The 15,819-nt window shown below is 67.7% G+C and carries 21 protein-coding genes; 13 read left to right on the top strand and 8 right to left on the bottom strand.

Going from position 1 to position 15,819, the window contains the following annotated elements:
- Positions 1–53 precede the first annotated feature (53 nt).
- Positions 54–461, bottom strand: coding sequence for a hypothetical protein (locus GGQ93_RS02975; RefSeq protein WP_183215068.1), 408 nt, complete (start codon positions 459–461; stop codon positions 54–56).
- A 104-nt stretch (positions 462–565) separates the two neighbouring features.
- Between GGQ93_RS02975 and GGQ93_RS02970 the strand changes: the two genes are divergently transcribed.
- Positions 566–1,189, top strand: a complete 624-nt coding sequence (locus GGQ93_RS02970) for a type 1 glutamine amidotransferase domain-containing protein (protein WP_183215067.1) — start codon at positions 566–568, stop codon at positions 1,187–1,189.
- A gap of 37 nt (positions 1,190–1,226) precedes the next feature.
- Here GGQ93_RS02970 and GGQ93_RS02965 read toward each other — a convergent pair whose 3' ends face one another.
- Positions 1,227–1,880, bottom strand: coding sequence for a class I SAM-dependent methyltransferase (locus GGQ93_RS02965; RefSeq protein WP_183215066.1), 654 nt, complete (start codon positions 1,878–1,880; stop codon positions 1,227–1,229).
- The gene (locus GGQ93_RS02960) at positions 1,877–2,836 is read right to left on the bottom strand and encodes a fatty acid desaturase family protein (protein WP_183215065.1); all 960 of its coding nucleotides are present in this window, start codon (positions 2,834–2,836) and stop codon (positions 1,877–1,879) included. The genes GGQ93_RS02965 and GGQ93_RS02960 overlap by 4 nt, the downstream gene beginning before the upstream one ends.
- A 128-nt stretch (positions 2,837–2,964) precedes the next feature.
- On the opposite strand from GGQ93_RS02960, the gene GGQ93_RS02955 reads away from it, so the two are divergent.
- From GGQ93_RS02955 to GGQ93_RS02945, 3 genes are read left to right on the top strand one after another with little or no spacing between them, the layout of a single operon-like run.
- Complete coding sequence (locus GGQ93_RS02955) at positions 2,965–3,372, top strand: hypothetical protein (RefSeq protein WP_183215064.1); 408 nt, start codon at positions 2,965–2,967, stop codon at positions 3,370–3,372.
- Positions 3,369–3,566: a helix-turn-helix transcriptional regulator gene (locus GGQ93_RS02950; RefSeq protein ID WP_054766608.1), complete on the top strand. Its 198-nt coding sequence runs from the start codon at positions 3,369–3,371 to the stop codon at positions 3,564–3,566. Before GGQ93_RS02955 ends, GGQ93_RS02950 begins: the two co-directional genes overlap by 4 nt.
- A gap of 43 nt (positions 3,567–3,609) precedes the next feature.
- Entirely contained in the window at positions 3,610–4,545 is a 936-nt protein-coding gene (locus tag GGQ93_RS02945) for an alpha/beta fold hydrolase (RefSeq protein ID WP_183215063.1), read from the top strand.
- Between the two features lie 18 nt (positions 4,546–4,563).
- Here the strand turns inward: GGQ93_RS02945 and GGQ93_RS02940 are convergent, their stop codons facing one another.
- From GGQ93_RS02940 to GGQ93_RS02920, 5 genes are all read right to left on the bottom strand, one after another.
- Positions 4,564–5,397: a PdaC/RsiV family protein gene (locus GGQ93_RS02940; RefSeq protein ID WP_182714424.1), complete on the bottom strand. Its 834-nt coding sequence runs from the start codon at positions 5,395–5,397 to the stop codon at positions 4,564–4,566.
- Between the two features lie 11 nt (positions 5,398–5,408).
- Complete coding sequence (locus tag GGQ93_RS02935; protein ID WP_183215062.1) at positions 5,409–6,455, bottom strand: UbiA family prenyltransferase; 1,047 nt, start codon at positions 6,453–6,455, stop codon at positions 5,409–5,411.
- A gap of 236 nt (positions 6,456–6,691) precedes the next feature.
- Entirely contained in the window at positions 6,692–7,474 is a 783-nt protein-coding gene (locus GGQ93_RS02930) for a GIN domain-containing protein (protein WP_152950932.1), read from the bottom strand.
- Positions 7,471–8,076 (bottom strand): DUF1700 domain-containing protein, encoded by a 606-nt coding sequence (locus GGQ93_RS02925; RefSeq protein WP_152950931.1) that lies wholly within the window; start codon positions 8,074–8,076, stop codon positions 7,471–7,473. The genes GGQ93_RS02930 and GGQ93_RS02925 overlap by 4 nt, the downstream gene beginning before the upstream one ends.
- A complete protein-coding gene (locus tag GGQ93_RS02920; protein ID WP_054766602.1) occupies positions 8,073–8,444 on the bottom strand; it encodes a PadR family transcriptional regulator in 372 nt (123 codons plus the stop codon). The genes GGQ93_RS02925 and GGQ93_RS02920 overlap by 4 nt, the downstream gene beginning before the upstream one ends.
- A gap of 270 nt (positions 8,445–8,714) precedes the next feature.
- On the opposite strand from GGQ93_RS02920, the gene coxB reads away from it, so the two are divergent.
- The 9 genes from coxB to GGQ93_RS02875 all read left to right on the top strand — a co-directional run bounded on the left by coxB (position 8,715) and on the right by GGQ93_RS02875 (position 15,771).
- Entirely contained in the window at positions 8,715–9,746 is a 1,032-nt protein-coding gene (coxB, locus tag GGQ93_RS02915) for a cytochrome c oxidase subunit II (RefSeq protein ID WP_224764390.1), read from the top strand.
- A gap of 15 nt (positions 9,747–9,761) precedes the next feature.
- Complete coding sequence (ctaD, locus tag GGQ93_RS02910; RefSeq protein ID WP_183215060.1) at positions 9,762–11,441, top strand: cytochrome c oxidase subunit I; 1,680 nt, start codon at positions 9,762–9,764, stop codon at positions 11,439–11,441.
- Positions 11,442–11,528: 87 nt separating this feature from the next.
- On the top strand, positions 11,529–12,512 hold the full coding sequence (cyoE, locus tag GGQ93_RS02905; RefSeq protein ID WP_183215059.1) for a heme o synthase: 984 nt from the start codon (positions 11,529–11,531) through the stop codon (positions 12,510–12,512).
- Between the two features lie 3 nt (positions 12,513–12,515).
- Positions 12,516–12,689, top strand: a complete 174-nt coding sequence (locus GGQ93_RS02900) for a cytochrome c oxidase system small membrane protein (protein ID WP_182714420.1) — start codon at positions 12,516–12,518, stop codon at positions 12,687–12,689.
- Positions 12,686–13,234: a cytochrome c oxidase assembly protein gene (locus GGQ93_RS02895; protein WP_183215058.1), complete on the top strand. Its 549-nt coding sequence runs from the start codon at positions 12,686–12,688 to the stop codon at positions 13,232–13,234. The genes GGQ93_RS02900 and GGQ93_RS02895 overlap by 4 nt, the downstream gene beginning before the upstream one ends.
- On the top strand, positions 13,234–13,653 hold the full coding sequence (locus GGQ93_RS02890; protein ID WP_183215057.1) for an NUDIX domain-containing protein: 420 nt from the start codon (positions 13,234–13,236) through the stop codon (positions 13,651–13,653). Before GGQ93_RS02895 ends, GGQ93_RS02890 begins: the two co-directional genes overlap by 1 nt.
- Before the next feature lie 119 nt (positions 13,654–13,772).
- Positions 13,773–14,681, top strand: coding sequence for a cytochrome c oxidase subunit 3 (locus GGQ93_RS02885; protein WP_054766596.1), 909 nt, complete (start codon positions 13,773–13,775; stop codon positions 14,679–14,681).
- A complete protein-coding gene (locus tag GGQ93_RS02880) occupies positions 14,678–15,073 on the top strand; it encodes a DUF983 domain-containing protein (protein ID WP_082382741.1) in 396 nt (131 codons plus the stop codon). The genes GGQ93_RS02885 and GGQ93_RS02880 overlap by 4 nt, the downstream gene beginning before the upstream one ends.
- The gene (locus tag GGQ93_RS02875; protein ID WP_183215056.1) at positions 15,070–15,771 is read left to right on the top strand and encodes an SURF1 family protein; all 702 of its coding nucleotides are present in this window, start codon (positions 15,070–15,072) and stop codon (positions 15,769–15,771) included. The genes GGQ93_RS02880 and GGQ93_RS02875 overlap by 4 nt, the downstream gene beginning before the upstream one ends.
- Positions 15,772–15,819: the final 48 nt, after the last annotated feature.

Genomic DNA, 15,819 nt, shown 5'->3' with positions numbered 1-15,819 from the left:
CGCCCGTTCCGCCTGAAGCTAGGCCAGAACGCGAACGGAAGGGAAGGGATGCGTCAGCGCGGGCGGTCCAGCCAGGCGTCGATTTCGCTGAGGCTGCGTCGGGGTTCCGAAGCCGTGGGGGGCGGGGACGTCGATGGGGACGCCGGCGGGGCGACCGGGCGGAGATCGTGGACGGATGGGGCCGGCGCCGCCGTCGCTTGGCGCGCCGCTTCCAGCGTCAGGCGTCGCTGGGCCGCCTCGGCGTCCAGCCGGCGGGCCAGGGCGGCGTTGGCCTGGGCCTGAAGACGGATCCGCTCGTTCTCGTAGCGGTGCTGATCGGCGATCGCGGCAGGGGCGCCGCCCGGATAGGGGAAGCCGGGCTGAGGATAGGAATAGGGATAGGGATAGGGCGCGACCTGGGCCTGGACCGCGCTGGGGCCGAGGACGGCGGCGAGCAGAAGGAGGGGCAGGGCGCGTCTCATGGGGGACAAATGGGGTGTGATCGCGTCTCGCCAAGCGGGGCCGCAACCCTCGTCGGCCCACGGGGTTGAACAGGGCGAACCCACCTCAAATCAGGAGTTATCCCATGGCCCAGACCCTCTCTGGCAAGACCCTCTCTGGCAAGACCCTCTCTGGCGAGACCGTCGCCATTCTGGCGACCGACGGCGTCGAACTGGTCGAACTGACCGAGCCGATGAAGGCGCTGAACGAGGCCGGGGCGTCGGTCGAGATCGTGTCGCTGAAGGCCGGCGACTTCCAGGGCTTCAACCATCTGACGCCGGGCGACAAGGTGACGGCGGACAAGGCGGTGGCGGGGGTGGACGCCTCGGCCTATTCGGCCCTGATGCTGCCGGGCGGCGTGGCCAATCCCGACCAGCTGCGGGCGAATGAGGATGCGGTCAAGTTCGTCCGGGCCTTCTTCGACGCCGGAAAGCCGGTGGCGGCCATCTGCCATGCGCCCTGGCTGCTCATCGAGGCGGGGGTGGTCGAGGGGCGAACGATGACGGCCTTCGACAGCATCCGCACCGATCTGAGAAACGCCGGCGCCCATGTGGTGGACGAGCCGGTGGTGGTGGATCAGGGTCTGGTGACCAGCCGCAATCCCGACGACATCCCCGCCTTCAACGCCAAGATGATCGAGGAATTCGCCGAGGGCCGGCATCGCGAACAGGCCGAGAAGACCCAAGGGGTTCAGCCGGTCGCCCATTGACCGGATCGGCGGGGGCGGCGATCGCCCCCGCCGCCCTTCAGGGCAGGGCCCAGACCGCGGCGCGCTTGATCTCCTGATCCTCCAGCTCGCGGGTCGTGGGCACGCGGTATTCGGCCAGGAAGTCCAGGCCCGAACGCGGAAAATAGGTCCGGCCCGGATCGCCGATCAGAACCCGCGTCCCCGCCGCCCGCGCCTGACCCAGCCAGGCCAGGACGGCCTCGGTCATCGGCTTTTCATAGCAGATGTCGCCCGCGCAGATGACGTCGACGGGCGGCGGCGGGGTGTTCAAGAGGTCGTGGCCGACGAAGTCCAGGGCCACGCCGTTCGCCTGGGCGTTGGCGGCGACCGCCGCTTCGCAGAAGGGGTCGATGTCGGCGCAGAGGGCGCAGGCGGCGCCTGCCCGCATGGCGGCAACACCGACCAGACCCGAACCGGCGGCGAAGTCCAGCACCTGCTTGCCGGCCACCTCCTGCGGGTGATCCAGCAGATAGCGGGCCAGCGCCTGACCGCCCGCCCAGGCGAAGGCCCAGAAGGGCGGGGGCAGGCCCAGTTCGCCCAGCTCTTCCTCCGTCAGCCTCCAGATGGGGGTGACTTCGTCCGCCAGCCACAGGGTGATCTCGGGCGCATGGGGGACGGGCTGCAGCCGGGTGTTGGTCCGGATGAAGGCGGCGGGATCGGCGATGACGTTCACGGGCGGCGGGTCGCCGTCTTCAGAACCTCGACATAGCCCGGCGCCACCTCCATGCCCGCCGCCTGGGGCCGGGCGCGAACGGCCCGGTGAAGCGCCGGCAGCTTCCAGCAGGGGACGTGCATGAACAGATGATGCTCCGCGTGGAAGTTGACCCAATAGGGGGCGATGAAGGCGCGCTCCCACCAGGCGGCGCGAGTGGTGCGGGCCGCGCGGAAGGGGTCGGCGTCGGATCCTTCGACGCAGGCGTGTTCGGCGATGTTCCGGAGCCGCGTCACCAGCGGAAACCAGGTCGCCATCGGCAGCAGCCACAGGGCGAAGAAGGCCCACCATATGCCTGCGGCGATGAAGCCGGCCAGCAGGATCGTATTGAAGACCAGGAAGGGCAGGACCGAACGGCCGGTCACCACCGCGTCATACTCATGCGCAGGATCGGCGGCCGCTTCGCCCTTTGCGCTCTTTGACCGGGCCGCCAGGGCGAGGGGCAGGACGATCCTCTGTTTGAAGAAGGTCTGTCCGGTCAGATCGCGGATCATCTTGCGGCGGAGCGAGGCGGGGGAGACGGGAAAGGGCGCCGACAGCATCAGATCGGGGTCCTCCGGCTGCTGGGCGAAGCGGTGGTGGTTCAGATGATAGGGGCGATAGGCGCCAAGGTCCGCCCCGATCGGGACGGCGCACAGCCAATGACCCAGAAAGTCGTTCAGCCGCAGATTTTTGGACAGGCCGCCGTGGGCCGCCTCATGCATCAATATGGCCAGGCCCAGCTGGCGCGTGCCGATGATCATGACGCAGATCGGGATCAGCCAGGGGATCAGGACCCCCGCCCAGACCGCCAGGGCGATGACCCCCCAGCAATGGGCGACCAGCAGCGGCCCGATCCAGGCCGACCGGGTCTGGAACGGCCTCCAGTCGTCGGGGGAGAACAGGGCCGAGGGGGCGATGCGCGGGGCGGCGGGCATGGGCCGATCCTAGCGCAACTGCGGGGCTTTCGAAACCGGACGGGGCATGTAAGGCGATAATGACAAAAAGTTAGGTTGACATTACATGGAGGCGATGTCAGGTTCGCCTTACAAGAGGAGAGCGGGATATGATGAGTTTCGGAAAATCGACCACCCCGGCGCATAGGCGCTACGTCATTCGCATCATGGCCTTCACCATCCCCTATGTGGCGATCTGCGTATCCATGATGACGACCGACGCCTTTGACGAGGTGATGGGCAAGCCGGCGGCCTGGGCCTTGGCGGCGGTCGTGTCGGCGCCGGTGATCGGCCAGATCTGGGCCGTCCTGTCCCTGATGCGCGAAAGCGACGAGTTCGTGCGGGGGGTGACGGCCAAACAGTTCATCGTCTCCTCGGGGCTGGCCATGGCGGTCGCCACCTTCTGGGGCTTCGGCGAGAGCTTCGCCGGGGCGCCCCATATGCAGACCTGGCTGATCGTGCCGCTGTTCTGGGGCATGTACGGCCTTACCGCCCCCTTCATCCGGACCAGCCGATGAAGAACCGGCTGAAGCTGCTGCGCGTCGAGCGCGGCTGGACCCAGGAACAGTTGGGCCAGGCCCTGGGCGTATCGCGACAGGCGGTGATCGCGCTGGAGACCGAACGGCACGATCCGTCGCTGGACCTGGCCTATCGCATCGCCGCCACCTTCGGCCGTCCGGTCGAAGACATCTTCGAGAACCCGCACGCCTGAGGCGGCGGACCCGACTTCAAAACCTCAAGACAGGAGACATCCGATGTACAACGCCTTCTTCAAGGCGCGCCCGCGCCTGCGCGCCGCCCTGTTCGGACTGGCCGTCTGCACGCCCTCGCTGATGATCGGCGTGACCGCCGCCTTGGCCGAGACGCCGGGGGCCGTCGCTCCCGCCTTCGCTTCGGACCGGCTGTCGGTCGAGGTGGTCGGACGCGGACCCGACGTGATCCTGATCCCCGGCTATGGTTGTTCGCGAGAGGTGTGGCGGGCCACGGCCGATCGGCTGAAGGCGACCCACCGGGTCCATCTGGTCCAGCTGGCGGGCTTCGCCGGTCAGCCCTGGACCCACGGCGACGGGCCGCTGCTGGAGCCGGCGGTCGAGGCCCTGGCGGCCTATGTCCAGACCGCCGGTCTGCAAAAGCCGGCGGTCATCGGCCATTCGATGGGCGGACTGTCGGCCCTGATGCTGGCCCAGCGTCATCCCGAGGCCGTGGGGCGGGTGATGGCGGTGGACAATCTGCCCTTCTTCTCGGCCCTGTTCGGCCCCCAGGTGACGCCCGAGACGGCCCGGCCCTTCGCCGACCAGGCGGCCCAGGCCATGCTGAGCCAGGACGAGGCGGCGTTGCGGGCGGCCCAAGAACAGGGGGCGATCGGCCTGGCGCGCGATCCGGCGACGCGGACGGCCATGGTCGACTGGACCCTGGCCTCGGACCGCCGCGCCCTGGCCACGGCCATCCATGAGGTGATGACCACCGACGTCCGCCCCGGACTGGCGGCCATGACGACGCCGGTCACGGTCCTCTACGCCGCAGATGCGAACGGCGGGGCGCCTGCGGCCATGGCGGACGCCCTGTGGGGCCGCGAATACGCCGCCCTGCCCGGGGTCAAGCTGATCCGGGTGGACGACAGCCGCCACTTCATCATGGCCGATCAGCCGCAGACGTTCGCGCAACGGGTCGATCAGTTCCTGGCGGACTGATCCCGCCGAGCGAGCGGATCAGCCCGCCTTGGGCGTGACGTCCCCGGCCTTGACCGGCGCGCCGGCGAATTCGTCGGCGTAGGCCGGGTTGAGCAGGGACCGGAAGACCGACTGGGGCACGGCGATCCGATAGGGACCGTCCGAATAGGGGCCGATCTGATAGGCGCCGATCAGGAAGACGACGCCGCCCGCCTTGCCCGGAGTGGTGCTGGGCGCCAGGACGAAGGGGGTGGAGACGGCCTTGGGGCAGGTCCACATCTTACCGTCCGGGGTGGCGGTCTCCGATCCCGGCGAACGAGCCTGTTTGGCGGCGTTGGCGGCGTCGCACAGGGCCTTGTTCAGGCCCGACAGGTCAGCGCCGGGTCGGAACAGGTCTGCGAAGCCCAGCCGCTTCTTCATCGCCTTGTCCCACAGGACGGCCGAGAAGCTGGTGTTGGGATGGGCGCCGCCGGTGTATTCGAAATCGGTGCGGACCAAGCTGAACAGCTTGCCGGTCTCGGCGCCGGGGTCGAAGGCGATGGTCTTTTCATAGGGGTTCGGTCCGCCGCCCGCCTCGGACAGGTCGGCCTGGGCGCCTTCGGAGAACTGGCGCAGGTCCCGCACCGCGGCGGCGTAGAGGGGGGCGTGCAGGTCGGGCTTGGACTTGAGCGCGTCCGGCAGAGTCAGTTTGACCGTGGCGTACTGGGTCTTGGAGTCGAAGCTCATCGGCGCCCCGGCGGCGGCCGGATCGACCGGGGCGGCGGCGATCGGGGCGGGCGGGGCCGTCTCGGCCTTGTCTTCGCGCCTCTGGCAGGCGGCGACGGTCGCGGCGACGGCGGCGGACAGCAGCAGCAGACGAACGGTGGAGGTCATGGGGGGCTCCTTCACAGGCCGATCAGGTTTTGGCCGAGAGATCCGAGGGCGAGGGCGGCCAGCAGGATGAAGCCCGCCTCGCGGTTGGACTTGAACAGTGTCAGCGCCAGGGCGCCGTCGGTGCGGTCCAGCCGGACCACTTGGCGGGCCAGATGGGCGGCGTAGAGGGCCAGGCCGATCCAGAACAGCGGGCCGAGACCGGCGGAAAGACCGGCCAGGGCGGCCAGGACCAGGCTGATCCCGTAGAAGACGGCGACGCCGGGGCGCACCGCCGAGGCCAGCCGGCGGGCCGAGGATTTGACCCCGACCATGGCGTCGTCCTCGATGTCCTGAAGGGCGTAGACGGTGTCGTAGCCCAGGGTCCAGAAGACGCCGCCGAGGTAGAGGAGGACGGCGGGGACATAGGCCTGCCAGACCAGGGCGACGGCGTGGCCGTTGTCGCTGGGCGGCGACCAGAGGAAGGGGCGGAACTCGCCGGCGATGTCGGCCGGCAGCAGAAGGGCGGCCGCCGCCAGGGGCAGGGCGGAGGCGAACCCCATCAAGGCGCCGCAGTTGAAGGTCAGGCCCAGCCAGGCCTGGGGCCACCAGGTGATCCGCTTCATGAAGGGATAGGCGGCGACCAGGGCCAGGGAGCCGACGCCCAGCAGGATGGCGACCTTGGGCAGGGTCAGCAGGATCAGAAGGCTGATCAGGCTGCAGCCGATCACGAAGGCCCAGGCCTGTTTGACGGAGATCAGGCCGGCGGGGATGGGGCGAAGGGCGGTGCGGGCCACCCGGGCGTCGAAGTCGCGATCGACGATGTCGTTGAAGGCGCAGCCGGCGGCGCGCATCAGGCAGGCCCCGACGCCGAAGCCGACGAACAGCCACAGATCATAGAGGCCGGGCGCCTGGCGATACTGGGCCAGGGCCAGGGCGATCCCCTGCCAGCCGGGCAGGAGCAGCAGCCATATGCCGATGGGCCGGTCGAACCGGCCCAGCTTCAGCCAGGGCTTCAGCCGCTCCGGCGCATGGCGATCCACCCAGTTGGCGCCGGCGTCGGGAAGAGGGGCGGAGGTCATGACCGAGGCTTAACCGGAATGAAGGGCAGGGTGAAGGCGGAATGGCCCCCTGATGCCGGCCTGTCGGCGACAAGACCTTCCCCCGCTTGCGGGGGAAGCAGCAGCGCGTCGAGCGAAGTGAGACGGCTGACGATGGGGGAAGTCTTCTTCCTGGGCGACACTTCCCCCTCCGAGCCTGGTCCGCTGCGCGGACGCCGGCCCACCTCCCCCGCAAGCGGGGGAGGGTCTTTTTCCCGTCAATCCTGATAGACGTCGCCGGAGCCCGAGAGTTCAGTCGTCAGCTTGGCCGGGCGGGCCGCCAGGGTGACGTCGCCGGAGCCGTCGATCCGCACCTGGACGTCGCCGGTCGGGGCGACATTGGCGTCGCCGGAGCCGGACAGGTCGATGGTGGCGTCGCGCGCCGCCAAGGCCCTCAGATCCGCGTCGCCGGACCCGTCGATCTCCAGCCGCAGGGCGTCCGTGCGGCCTTCGGCGGTCACATCGGCGGAGCCGGAGACGTCCAGGGCCAGGGTGGGCTGGTCATAGGCCTTGATGTCCAGATCGCCGGACGCATTGGAGACGAAGCGGACGACGTTGGGCGCGGTCACGACGACCCGCAGTTCGTCACGCTCCGACCGGGCCGAGAAGTTTCCGCTGCTCCAGCCGAAGACGATCCGCTCGTCGCCGTCGCCCAGGGACAGCCGACCGCCGTCCAGCCGGACCCGGTCCGCCAGGGCCTTGGGTCCGGTGACGACCACGGTGTTTTCAGGACCCTGGCGGTATTCGACGTCGATGCTGGAATCGACGGTCAGGGTGTCGCCGCCGGTCCAGGCCAGGGTGCGGGTGGTGAAGGGGCCGAGGTCTTCGACCTCTCCGCTTTTGACCCGTTCGAAACGGATGGTTTCTCCGTCGCGGTCCTTGATCGTCCAGGCCCAGCCGTGGCGTTGCAGATCATGACCGCCCAGGGCGATGGCGCCCCCCACGGTGACGATGCACAGCACCAGGGCGGCGCCGGCGATGATGAAGAGCGTGCGGATCATTGCGAGCCTCCCGTGCTCGTGCCTTCGGATTGGGTGTCGGATTGGGGCTCCAGCGCCGGCTTCAGCAGCCGGTAGTGGAGGCGGGCGAACCAGACGAGGCCGTTGACCAGCCAGACGGTGACGATGGTCAGAAGGGCGCCGATGAAGACGGCCCCGGCCATCAGGCCCAGACCCATCAGGATCGCGGCGAAGGGGCCGCCGGGGAAGCCGGCGAAGGGCCCGGCCACCATGATCGCGCCGCCCGAGAAGAACAGGGCGATGGCGGCGATGAAGAAGCCGAAGATGGTCCCGACCACGCCCATCAGAATGGGCAGCAGGATCAGGATGTCGACGGCGCCCAGGCCCAGGACGGCGAAGACGGCGGCGGCGGCGGCGGAGGGGTTCTTCTCCTGGCGCCAGCGCTGGATCCCGGCCTCGGCCTTGAGCTCGCGGGCCAGACGGCCCGGATCGCCCAGGGCGGCGGCCACCTCGGCCTCGGTGCGGCCGGCGGCCAGGCCGTCGGCGAAATGAGTCTCATAGTCGGCGACGATGTCGTTCGCCGTGGCGGTCGGCAGGCCGACCAGGCCGTTTCTGAGACGGACGATGAATTCCGATCTCGTCATTGTTCCGTTCCCTCCGGTTGAGCCGTCGGCTCTTGAATATGGGGCGCGTCGCTGGCCAGGACGGCTTCGACGGCCGTGGTGAAGGCCGACCATTCGGCGGTCTGGGCGGCGAGGGCCGCGCGACCGGCCTCGGTCAAACGATAGTATTTGCGCGACGGGCCGGACGAGGATTCGACCAGATAGGTCTCGACCTGGCCGTCCGACTGCATTCGCCGCATCAGGGGGTAGATGGTGCCTTCCCCCATGCCGATCGCGTCGGAAAGGCGGCTGGCGATCTCATAGGCGTAGCTGTCCGCCCGGTTCAGAAGCGCCAGGACGCAAAGCCCCAGAACCCCCTTCTTCAGCTGTATCTCGATGGTTTCTGTCACCTCGACGTCTCCTTTGATGGAGATTGATTACGACAAGGTACCTTGTGACGCAAGGTACCTGTTTAAACATGACGAAGGTTTAATCCGCAGCCCGCCGCCGCCAATCGCGGCGGGTTTGCGGCGAAGGCGCGCGCGGATCGCTTGGCAAGCGAGGGGCGATCCGATAGGGACTCAACCAAGTGTCGGGCGGACCAACATGCCCGCGCGAAGATTTGCGAGCCATTCGCAAGTCTCTGCTGCGAAACGATATTATGGGGACTTCGTATGGGAATGGGGACGCGAGCCCTGAGATGGACCAGAGCGGCGACCGCCTCTGCGGCGGCGGCTGTCGGACTGGCGCTGATCTCCGCGGCGCCGGTGTGGGCGCAGGATCTGATGGGCCAGCCGACGCCGGGCGGGATCGACCTTCAGCCGGCCGCCGCGCCGCTGAAGCACGACGCCATCTGGTTCCACAACATCGTGCTGATGCCCGTGATCACCGGCATCACCCTGTTGGTTCTGGCTCTGCTGGCCTGGATCGTCTTCCGCTACAATAAGCGCGCCAACGCCACGCCCGCGCGCTGGAGCCACAACACCACGGTCGAGATCATCTGGACGGTGCTGCCGGTGGTGATCCTGGTCTTCATCTCCCTGTTCTCGTTCAGGCTGCTGTTCGCCTATCACGACATGCCCGAGCCCGATCTGACGGTGAAGGTGACGGGCAACCAGTGGAACTGGGCCTATGAATATCCCGACCAGGGCGTTTCCGAATACATCTCCAACATGGTGCCCGAGAGCGAGCTGGCCGAGCGCGGCCTGTCGCACAGCGTCTATCGCCTGGCGGCGGACGAGCCGATGGTGGTGCCGGTCGGCAAGACGGTGCGTCTTCTGATCACCGCCTCGGACGTGATCCATTCCGTGGCCCTGCCGGCCTTCGGCCTGAAGACGGACGCCGTGCCGGGCCGGGTCAATGAGACCTGGTTCAAGGCCGAGCGCACCGGCGTCTTCTACGGCCAGTGTTCGGAACTGTGCGGCGTCGATCACGCCTTCATGCCTATTCAGATCAATGTCGTGACCCAGGCCGAGTTCGCGCGCTGGGTCGCCTCCAAGGGCGGCTCGATGACGCCCAAGGCCCCCGAGGCGGCGCCGGGCGGCACGACCGCTCAGGTCGAGGCCGGAACCACGGGCGCGCCTGTGGTGGGCACGGCGACCACCGGTCCCCAGGCCGGCGCCCAGACCGACATCCCGACCGCCCAGACGGCGACGACGCCGACCGCTCAACCCGCTCCCGCCGCGGCTCCCGCCGCGCCGGCCGCCCAGTAAGAGGCGAGCAGTTCCATGGCTGACGCTACGATTTCGACCCGCGACACCCTTCACGCGCCCGAGGCCCATCATCACGACGACCACAAGCCGGGCTTTTTCACCCGCTGGTTCCTGTCGACCAACCACAAGGACATCGGCACCCTGTACCTGCTGTTCGCCATCATGGCGGGCGTGGTCGGGGGCGCCCTGTCGGGCCTGATCCGCTGGGAACTGGCCGAGCCGGGCATCCAGATTTTCAAGGAAGGCTCGTCGATCCAGCTGCTGGGCCTCGTGGAGCAGTCCAAACACGGCTACAACGTCACCGTCACGGCCCACGCCCTGATCATGATCTTCTTCATGGTCATGCCCGCCATGATCGGCGGCTTCGGCAACTGGTTCGTGCCCATCATGATCGGGGCGCCGGACATGGCCTTCCCGCGCATGAACAACATCTCCTTCTGGCTGCTGGTTGCGGCCTGGTGCCTGCTGGTCCTGTCGATGTTCACCGACGGCGGGCCGGGCAAGGGCTTCGGCGGGGGCTGGACGGCCTATCCGCCCCTGTCGACCACGGGCCACGTCGGCCCGGCGTTTGATCTGGCCATCTTCGCCCTACACGTGGCGGGCGCCAGCTCGATCCTGGGGGCGATCAACTTCATCACGACGATCCTGAACATGCGGGCGCCGGGCATGACGCTGCACCGGATGCCGCTGTTCGCCTGGTCGGTGCTGATCACCGCCTTCCTGCTGCTGCTGTCGCTGCCGGTGCTGGCCGGCGCCATCACCATGCTGCTGACCGACCGCAACTTCGGCACCCACTTCTTCGACCCGGCCGGCGGCGGCGACCCGATCATGTACCAGCACCTGTTCTGGTTCTTCGGCCACCCGGAAGTGTACATCCTGATCCTGCCGGGCTTCGGCATCATCAGCCACATCGTCTCGACCTTCAGCCGCAAGCCGGTGTTCGGATACCTGGCCATGGCCTACGCCATGGTGGCCATCGGCTTCATCGGCTTCATCGTCTGGGCCCACCACATGTACACGGTGGGGATGAGCATCAATCTGCGCGCCTATTTCGTGGCCGCGACCATGATCATCGCCGTGCCGACGGGGGTGAAGATCTTCAGCTGGATCGCCACCATGTGGGGCGGCTCCATCAGCTTCAAGACGCCCATGTTGTGGGCCATCGGCTTCATCTTCCTGTTCACCGTGGGCGGGGTGACGGGCGTGGTCCTGTCCAACGCCGGCATCGATTACAGCCTGCACGACACCTATTACGTCGTGGCCCACTTCCACTATGTGCTGTCGCTGGGCGCCGTCTTCGCCATCTTCGCGGGCTTCTACTACTGGTTCGAGAAGATGTTCGGGGTGAAGTACAACGAGTTCCTCGGCGCGACCCATTTCTGGATCATGTTCGTGGGCGTGAACCTGATCTTCTTCCCCCAGCACTTCCTGGGCCTGCAGGCCATGCCGCGTCGCTATATCGACTATCCGGACGCCTACACCCTGTGGAACCAGGTCTCGTCCATCGGCTATGCGATCACCATCGTCGGCGTGCTGGTCTTCCTGGTCATGCTGCTGGAAGCCGCGATTCGTCGCCGTCCGGGCGTCGCCAATCCCTGGGGCGAGGGCGCCACGACCCTGGAGTGGACCCTGTCCTCGCCGCCGCCGCAGCACCAGTTCAACGAACTGCCGGTGGTCAAGGGCGACGAGCACTGATCCCGGGCTGAGATCCCGAACGGAGGGCCGCTCTTTCCACGGAAGGGGCGGCCTTCTGCTTTGGGGTGTGTTATTCGGTCCCCATCCATGACCCCCGCACCCATGACCCAAGACGTTCACGACCGTCCCGCGATTTCGACCGCCCAGCCGGAAGACTTCTTCCAGCTGCTCAAGCCGCGCGTCATGTCGGTGGTGGTCTTCACCGCCGCGACCGGGCTGGTCATGGCGCCGGGGTCGATGAACCCGCTGGTCGCCGCCATCGCCATACTGTGCATCGCCGTGGGCGCAGGCGCGGCCGGTTCGCTGAACATGGCGCTGGAGGGCGAGACCGACGCCCTGATGCGGCGCACGCGCGGCCGGCCGGTGGCGGCGGGGCGCGTTCGGAAAAATGATGCGATGGCCTATGGCGTCATCCTGAGCCTGTTTTCGGTCATGCTGCTGGGGATGAACGCCAACTGGTTCGCGGCGGGGCTGCTGGCCCTGACCATCGTCTATTACGCCGGCTTCTACACCCTGCTGCTGAAGCGGCGGACGCCGCAGAACATCGTCATCGGCGGGGCGGCGGGCGCCTTTCCCCCGGTGATCGGCTGGGCGGCGGCGACGGGCGAGGCGCCGTGGCAGGCCTGGCTGCTGTTCCTGATCATCTTCCTGTGGACCCCGCCGCATTCCTGGGCCCTGGCCCTCTATTCGGCCGGCGACTACGCCAAGGCGGGCATACCGATGATGCCGGTGGCGCGGGGGGCCAGGTCCACCCGGCTGCAGATCCTGATCTATTCGCTGGTCTTCGTGGCCTCGGCCGTGGCCCCGGCCCTGGTCGGCATGGGCGGGATGATCTACGCCGTGGTGTCGGTCGGCGGCGGCCTGGCCTTTCTGGGGCTGGCCTGGCGGCTTTACCGGTCGCGCGCCGGCGACGAGTCCGACAAGGCCGACACGGTGGGACGCGAGGCCGCATTGTATGAGGTCAAGGTCCAGGCCAAACCGGCGCGGGATCTGTTCGCCTTTTCGATCCTGTATCTGGTCGCCCTGTTCTCGGCCTTCCTGGTCGAGGCCATAGCCGGCCTGGGAGTCTGAGCCATGCGTCTGACGCCTGAAGAATTGCGCGCCCGCAAACGGCGCAACGTCTGGATTGCGGCGGCCCTGGTGGCCTTCATCGTCCTGGTCTTCGCCACCACCGTCCTGCGTCTGCAACAGAATCAGGCGGCCGAGCGCGCCCTCTTGGAGGCGGCGACGACGGCGGGGCCGCAATGAGGAAGCCGGGCCGGCAGAATCTGATCGCCATCCTGTGCGTCCTGGGCGTCATGGGGATGACGGGCGCGGCCTTCGCCGCCGTGCCGCTTTATCGGATGTTCTGTCAGGTCACGGGCTTCGACGGCACGGTGCGGCGGGCCGACAAGGCGCCGGACACGGTGCTGGACCAGACGGTGCTGGTCCGGTTCGACACCAATGTGCGCGGCCTGCCGATGACCTTCCGCGCCGAACAGACGACCCAGAGGGTGCGGATCGGGGCCACGGGCCTGGCCTATTTCGACGTCACCAACACCTCGGACCAGCCGATCCAGGTGCGGGCCGGATACAATGTCGTGCCGGAGTACACCGGCCCCTATTTCCAGAAGCTGCAGTGCTTCTGCTTCCAGGACCAGACCCTGGCGGCGGGTGAGACGCGCCAGTTCCCGGTCCAGTATTTCATCGCGCCCGAACTGGCCACAGACCGCGAGGCCAAGGGCGCGCGCGAAATCACCCTGAGCTACACCTTCTATCCGTCGGTCGATGCGCCGACGGGGCCGAACGCCTGATGGGCCGTCCCGGCGTCGACTTTCCCGGCGTCGGCTGCGGTCTGGTGATTCAGCGGGCCGACGGACAGGTGTTGCTCTGCAAACGAGTGAAGGCGCCCGAGGCGGGGCATTGGAACATCGTGGGCGGCAAGGTCGACCAGGGCGAACGATCCGCAGACGCCGCCCGGCGTGAGGCGGAGGAGGAGAGCGGCCTGACGATCGGCGCCGTCGACTTCCTGTGCTGGACCGAAGAGATCATCGCGACGGACAGCCAGCACTGGATGTCGATGATCTATGTCACGCGCGATTTCGCCGGCGAGCCTCGGCTGACTGAGCCGGACAAGCTGTCGGACATCGGCTGGTTCGCGCTCGACGCCCTGCCGCAGCCGCTGTCGGCGTTCGCGGCCAAGGCGTTCGCCGCCCTGGAGGCGCGGGAGTAGGGCCGTCCGGTGCAGGATCAAGGCGGAAAGGCGCCGATCCACTGGCGTGTTGCAAAAGCGGCGGTTATAGCTGGCCGATAAGGCGAGTTCATCGCCAGCCCAAGATAGAGATGAAACGCATGGCCGACGCGCACGCCGCTCCGCATCACGACTATCACCTCGTACCGCCCAGTCCGTGGCCGCTGGTGTCCTCGATCGCCGCGACGATCATGTTCATCGGCGCCGTCATCTGGATGAAGGGGCTGGCCCCGGCCGAAAACGGTCCGATCGCCGCCAACTTCCTGGCCGAGGGCAAGCCGGGCGTCTTCTTCGCCGGCCTGGCGGGGGTGCTGGTGTCCATGTTCGGCTGGTGGTCGGACGTCATCAAGGAATCCAAGGGCGGGGACCATACGCCGGTCGTTTCGATCGGCCTGCGCTACGGCATGATCCTGTTCATCGCGTCGGAGGTGATGTTCTTCGTCGCCTTCTTCTGGATGTTCTTCGACATGGCGCTGTTCCACGAATCGCGCGCCCTGACGCCGGAAGTCGGCGCCTGGGCCGACACCGCCAAGGCCTGGTCCACCTGGCCGCCCAAGGGGGTCGAGGTTCTGTCGCCGTGGCAGCTGCCGCTGCTGAACACCGTGACCCTGCTGCTGAGCGGCTGCACCGTGACCTGGGCCCACCATGCGATCCAGGTCGGCGACCGCAGCGGCGCCAAGCTGGCCCTGGTCCTGACGGTGATCCTGGGCGTCTTCTTCACCTGCGTTCAGGCCTACGAATACAACCACATCCTGCACGAGCACCTGTTCTTCAACGAGGAAGCGGTCAACTCGGGCCTTTATGGTTCGATCTTCTTCATGGCGACGGGCTTCCACGGCTTCCACGTGCTGGTGGGAACCATCTTCCTGACCGTCTGCCTGATCCGTCTGCTGGCCGGCGACTTCACACCGCAGAAGCATTTCGGCTTCGAGGCGGCGGCTTGGTACTGGCATTTCGTGGACGTGGTCTGGCTGTTCCTGTTCGCCTTCGTCTACGTCGTCTTCGGTTGATCCCGGACACCACGGACAAGATCCCGGCGGCGGGGGGCGAGCCATCGTCTCCCGCCGTCGCCGTTTCCGCCGTGCGGGCGGGGCTGAAAGGGCGCTGCCCGCGCTGTGGCGAGGGGCGGCTGTTTGCGGGCTTTCTGAAGGTGCGGCCGGGATGCGACACCTGCGGCCTGGACTTTTCGACCATCCAGACCGGCGACGGCCCGGCCAGCTTCATCATGCAGATCGCCGGCTTCGCGGTCGGCTTCTCGGCCCTGGTCGTTGAGATCAAATACCATCCGCCGATGTGGCTGCATCTGGTCGTCTGGCTGCCGCTGGTGGTCGTCCTGTCGCTGGCCCTGATGCGGCCGGGCCGGGGGCTGATGATCGGCCTGCAATACAGGAATCAGACGTGAGGCGGTTTCCTTGGATACTGACGCTGGCGACGGCTGCGGCCCTGGTCCTGCTGGTGGGGCTGGGCGTCTGGCAGGTCGAGCGGCTGAAGTGGAAGGAGGGGCTGATCGCGGCGGCCGAGGCGGCGGCGGCCAAGCCGCCTGAGCCCCTGGATCAGGTGCTGGCGGACGGCGACCTGGAGTTCAGGAAGGCGCTGATCGTCTGTCCGGGTCTGGCGACCGCCCCCTATGTCGAGCTTCAGTCCATCCATGAGGGCCAGGCGGGGGTGCGGCTGATCTCGGCGTGCAAACCGGCGGGAGCGGATTTCAGCCTGCTGATCGACCGGGGCTTCGTCGCCGACGGGGTGTCGGCCCGTCCGCGCGTGATCGAGACCAGCCTGCCCCTGGTGCTGATCGGCGAGTTCCGCCGCTTCGATCCGCCGGGCGGGCTGACGCCGGCCCCGGCGAACGGGCGCTTCTATGCGCGCGACACCGCCGCCATGGCCCAGGCTCTGAAGGTTCAGGGGTCGGTGCGGCCCGAGGCGGTGTTCGCCGTGACCCAGACCAATCCCGAGTTTGCGGCCCTGACGCCCTCCGCCCCGCCCGCGGCCTTTTCCAACAATCATTTCGGCTACGCCCTGACCTGGTTCGGACTGGCGATCGCGCTCCTGGGCTTCTATGTCGCCTTGCTCCGACGTCGGAATAAGAAGGACATCTCCTGACCGCTTCCCTGCACACCCTGTCCAACGGCGTTCGCGTCATCTGCGATC

Source organism: Brevundimonas aurantiaca (assembly GCF_014199955.1).
GTDB lineage: Bacteria > Pseudomonadota > Alphaproteobacteria > Caulobacterales > Caulobacteraceae > Brevundimonas > Brevundimonas aurantiaca.
This window is presented reverse-complemented; position numbering and strand designations above follow the sequence as displayed.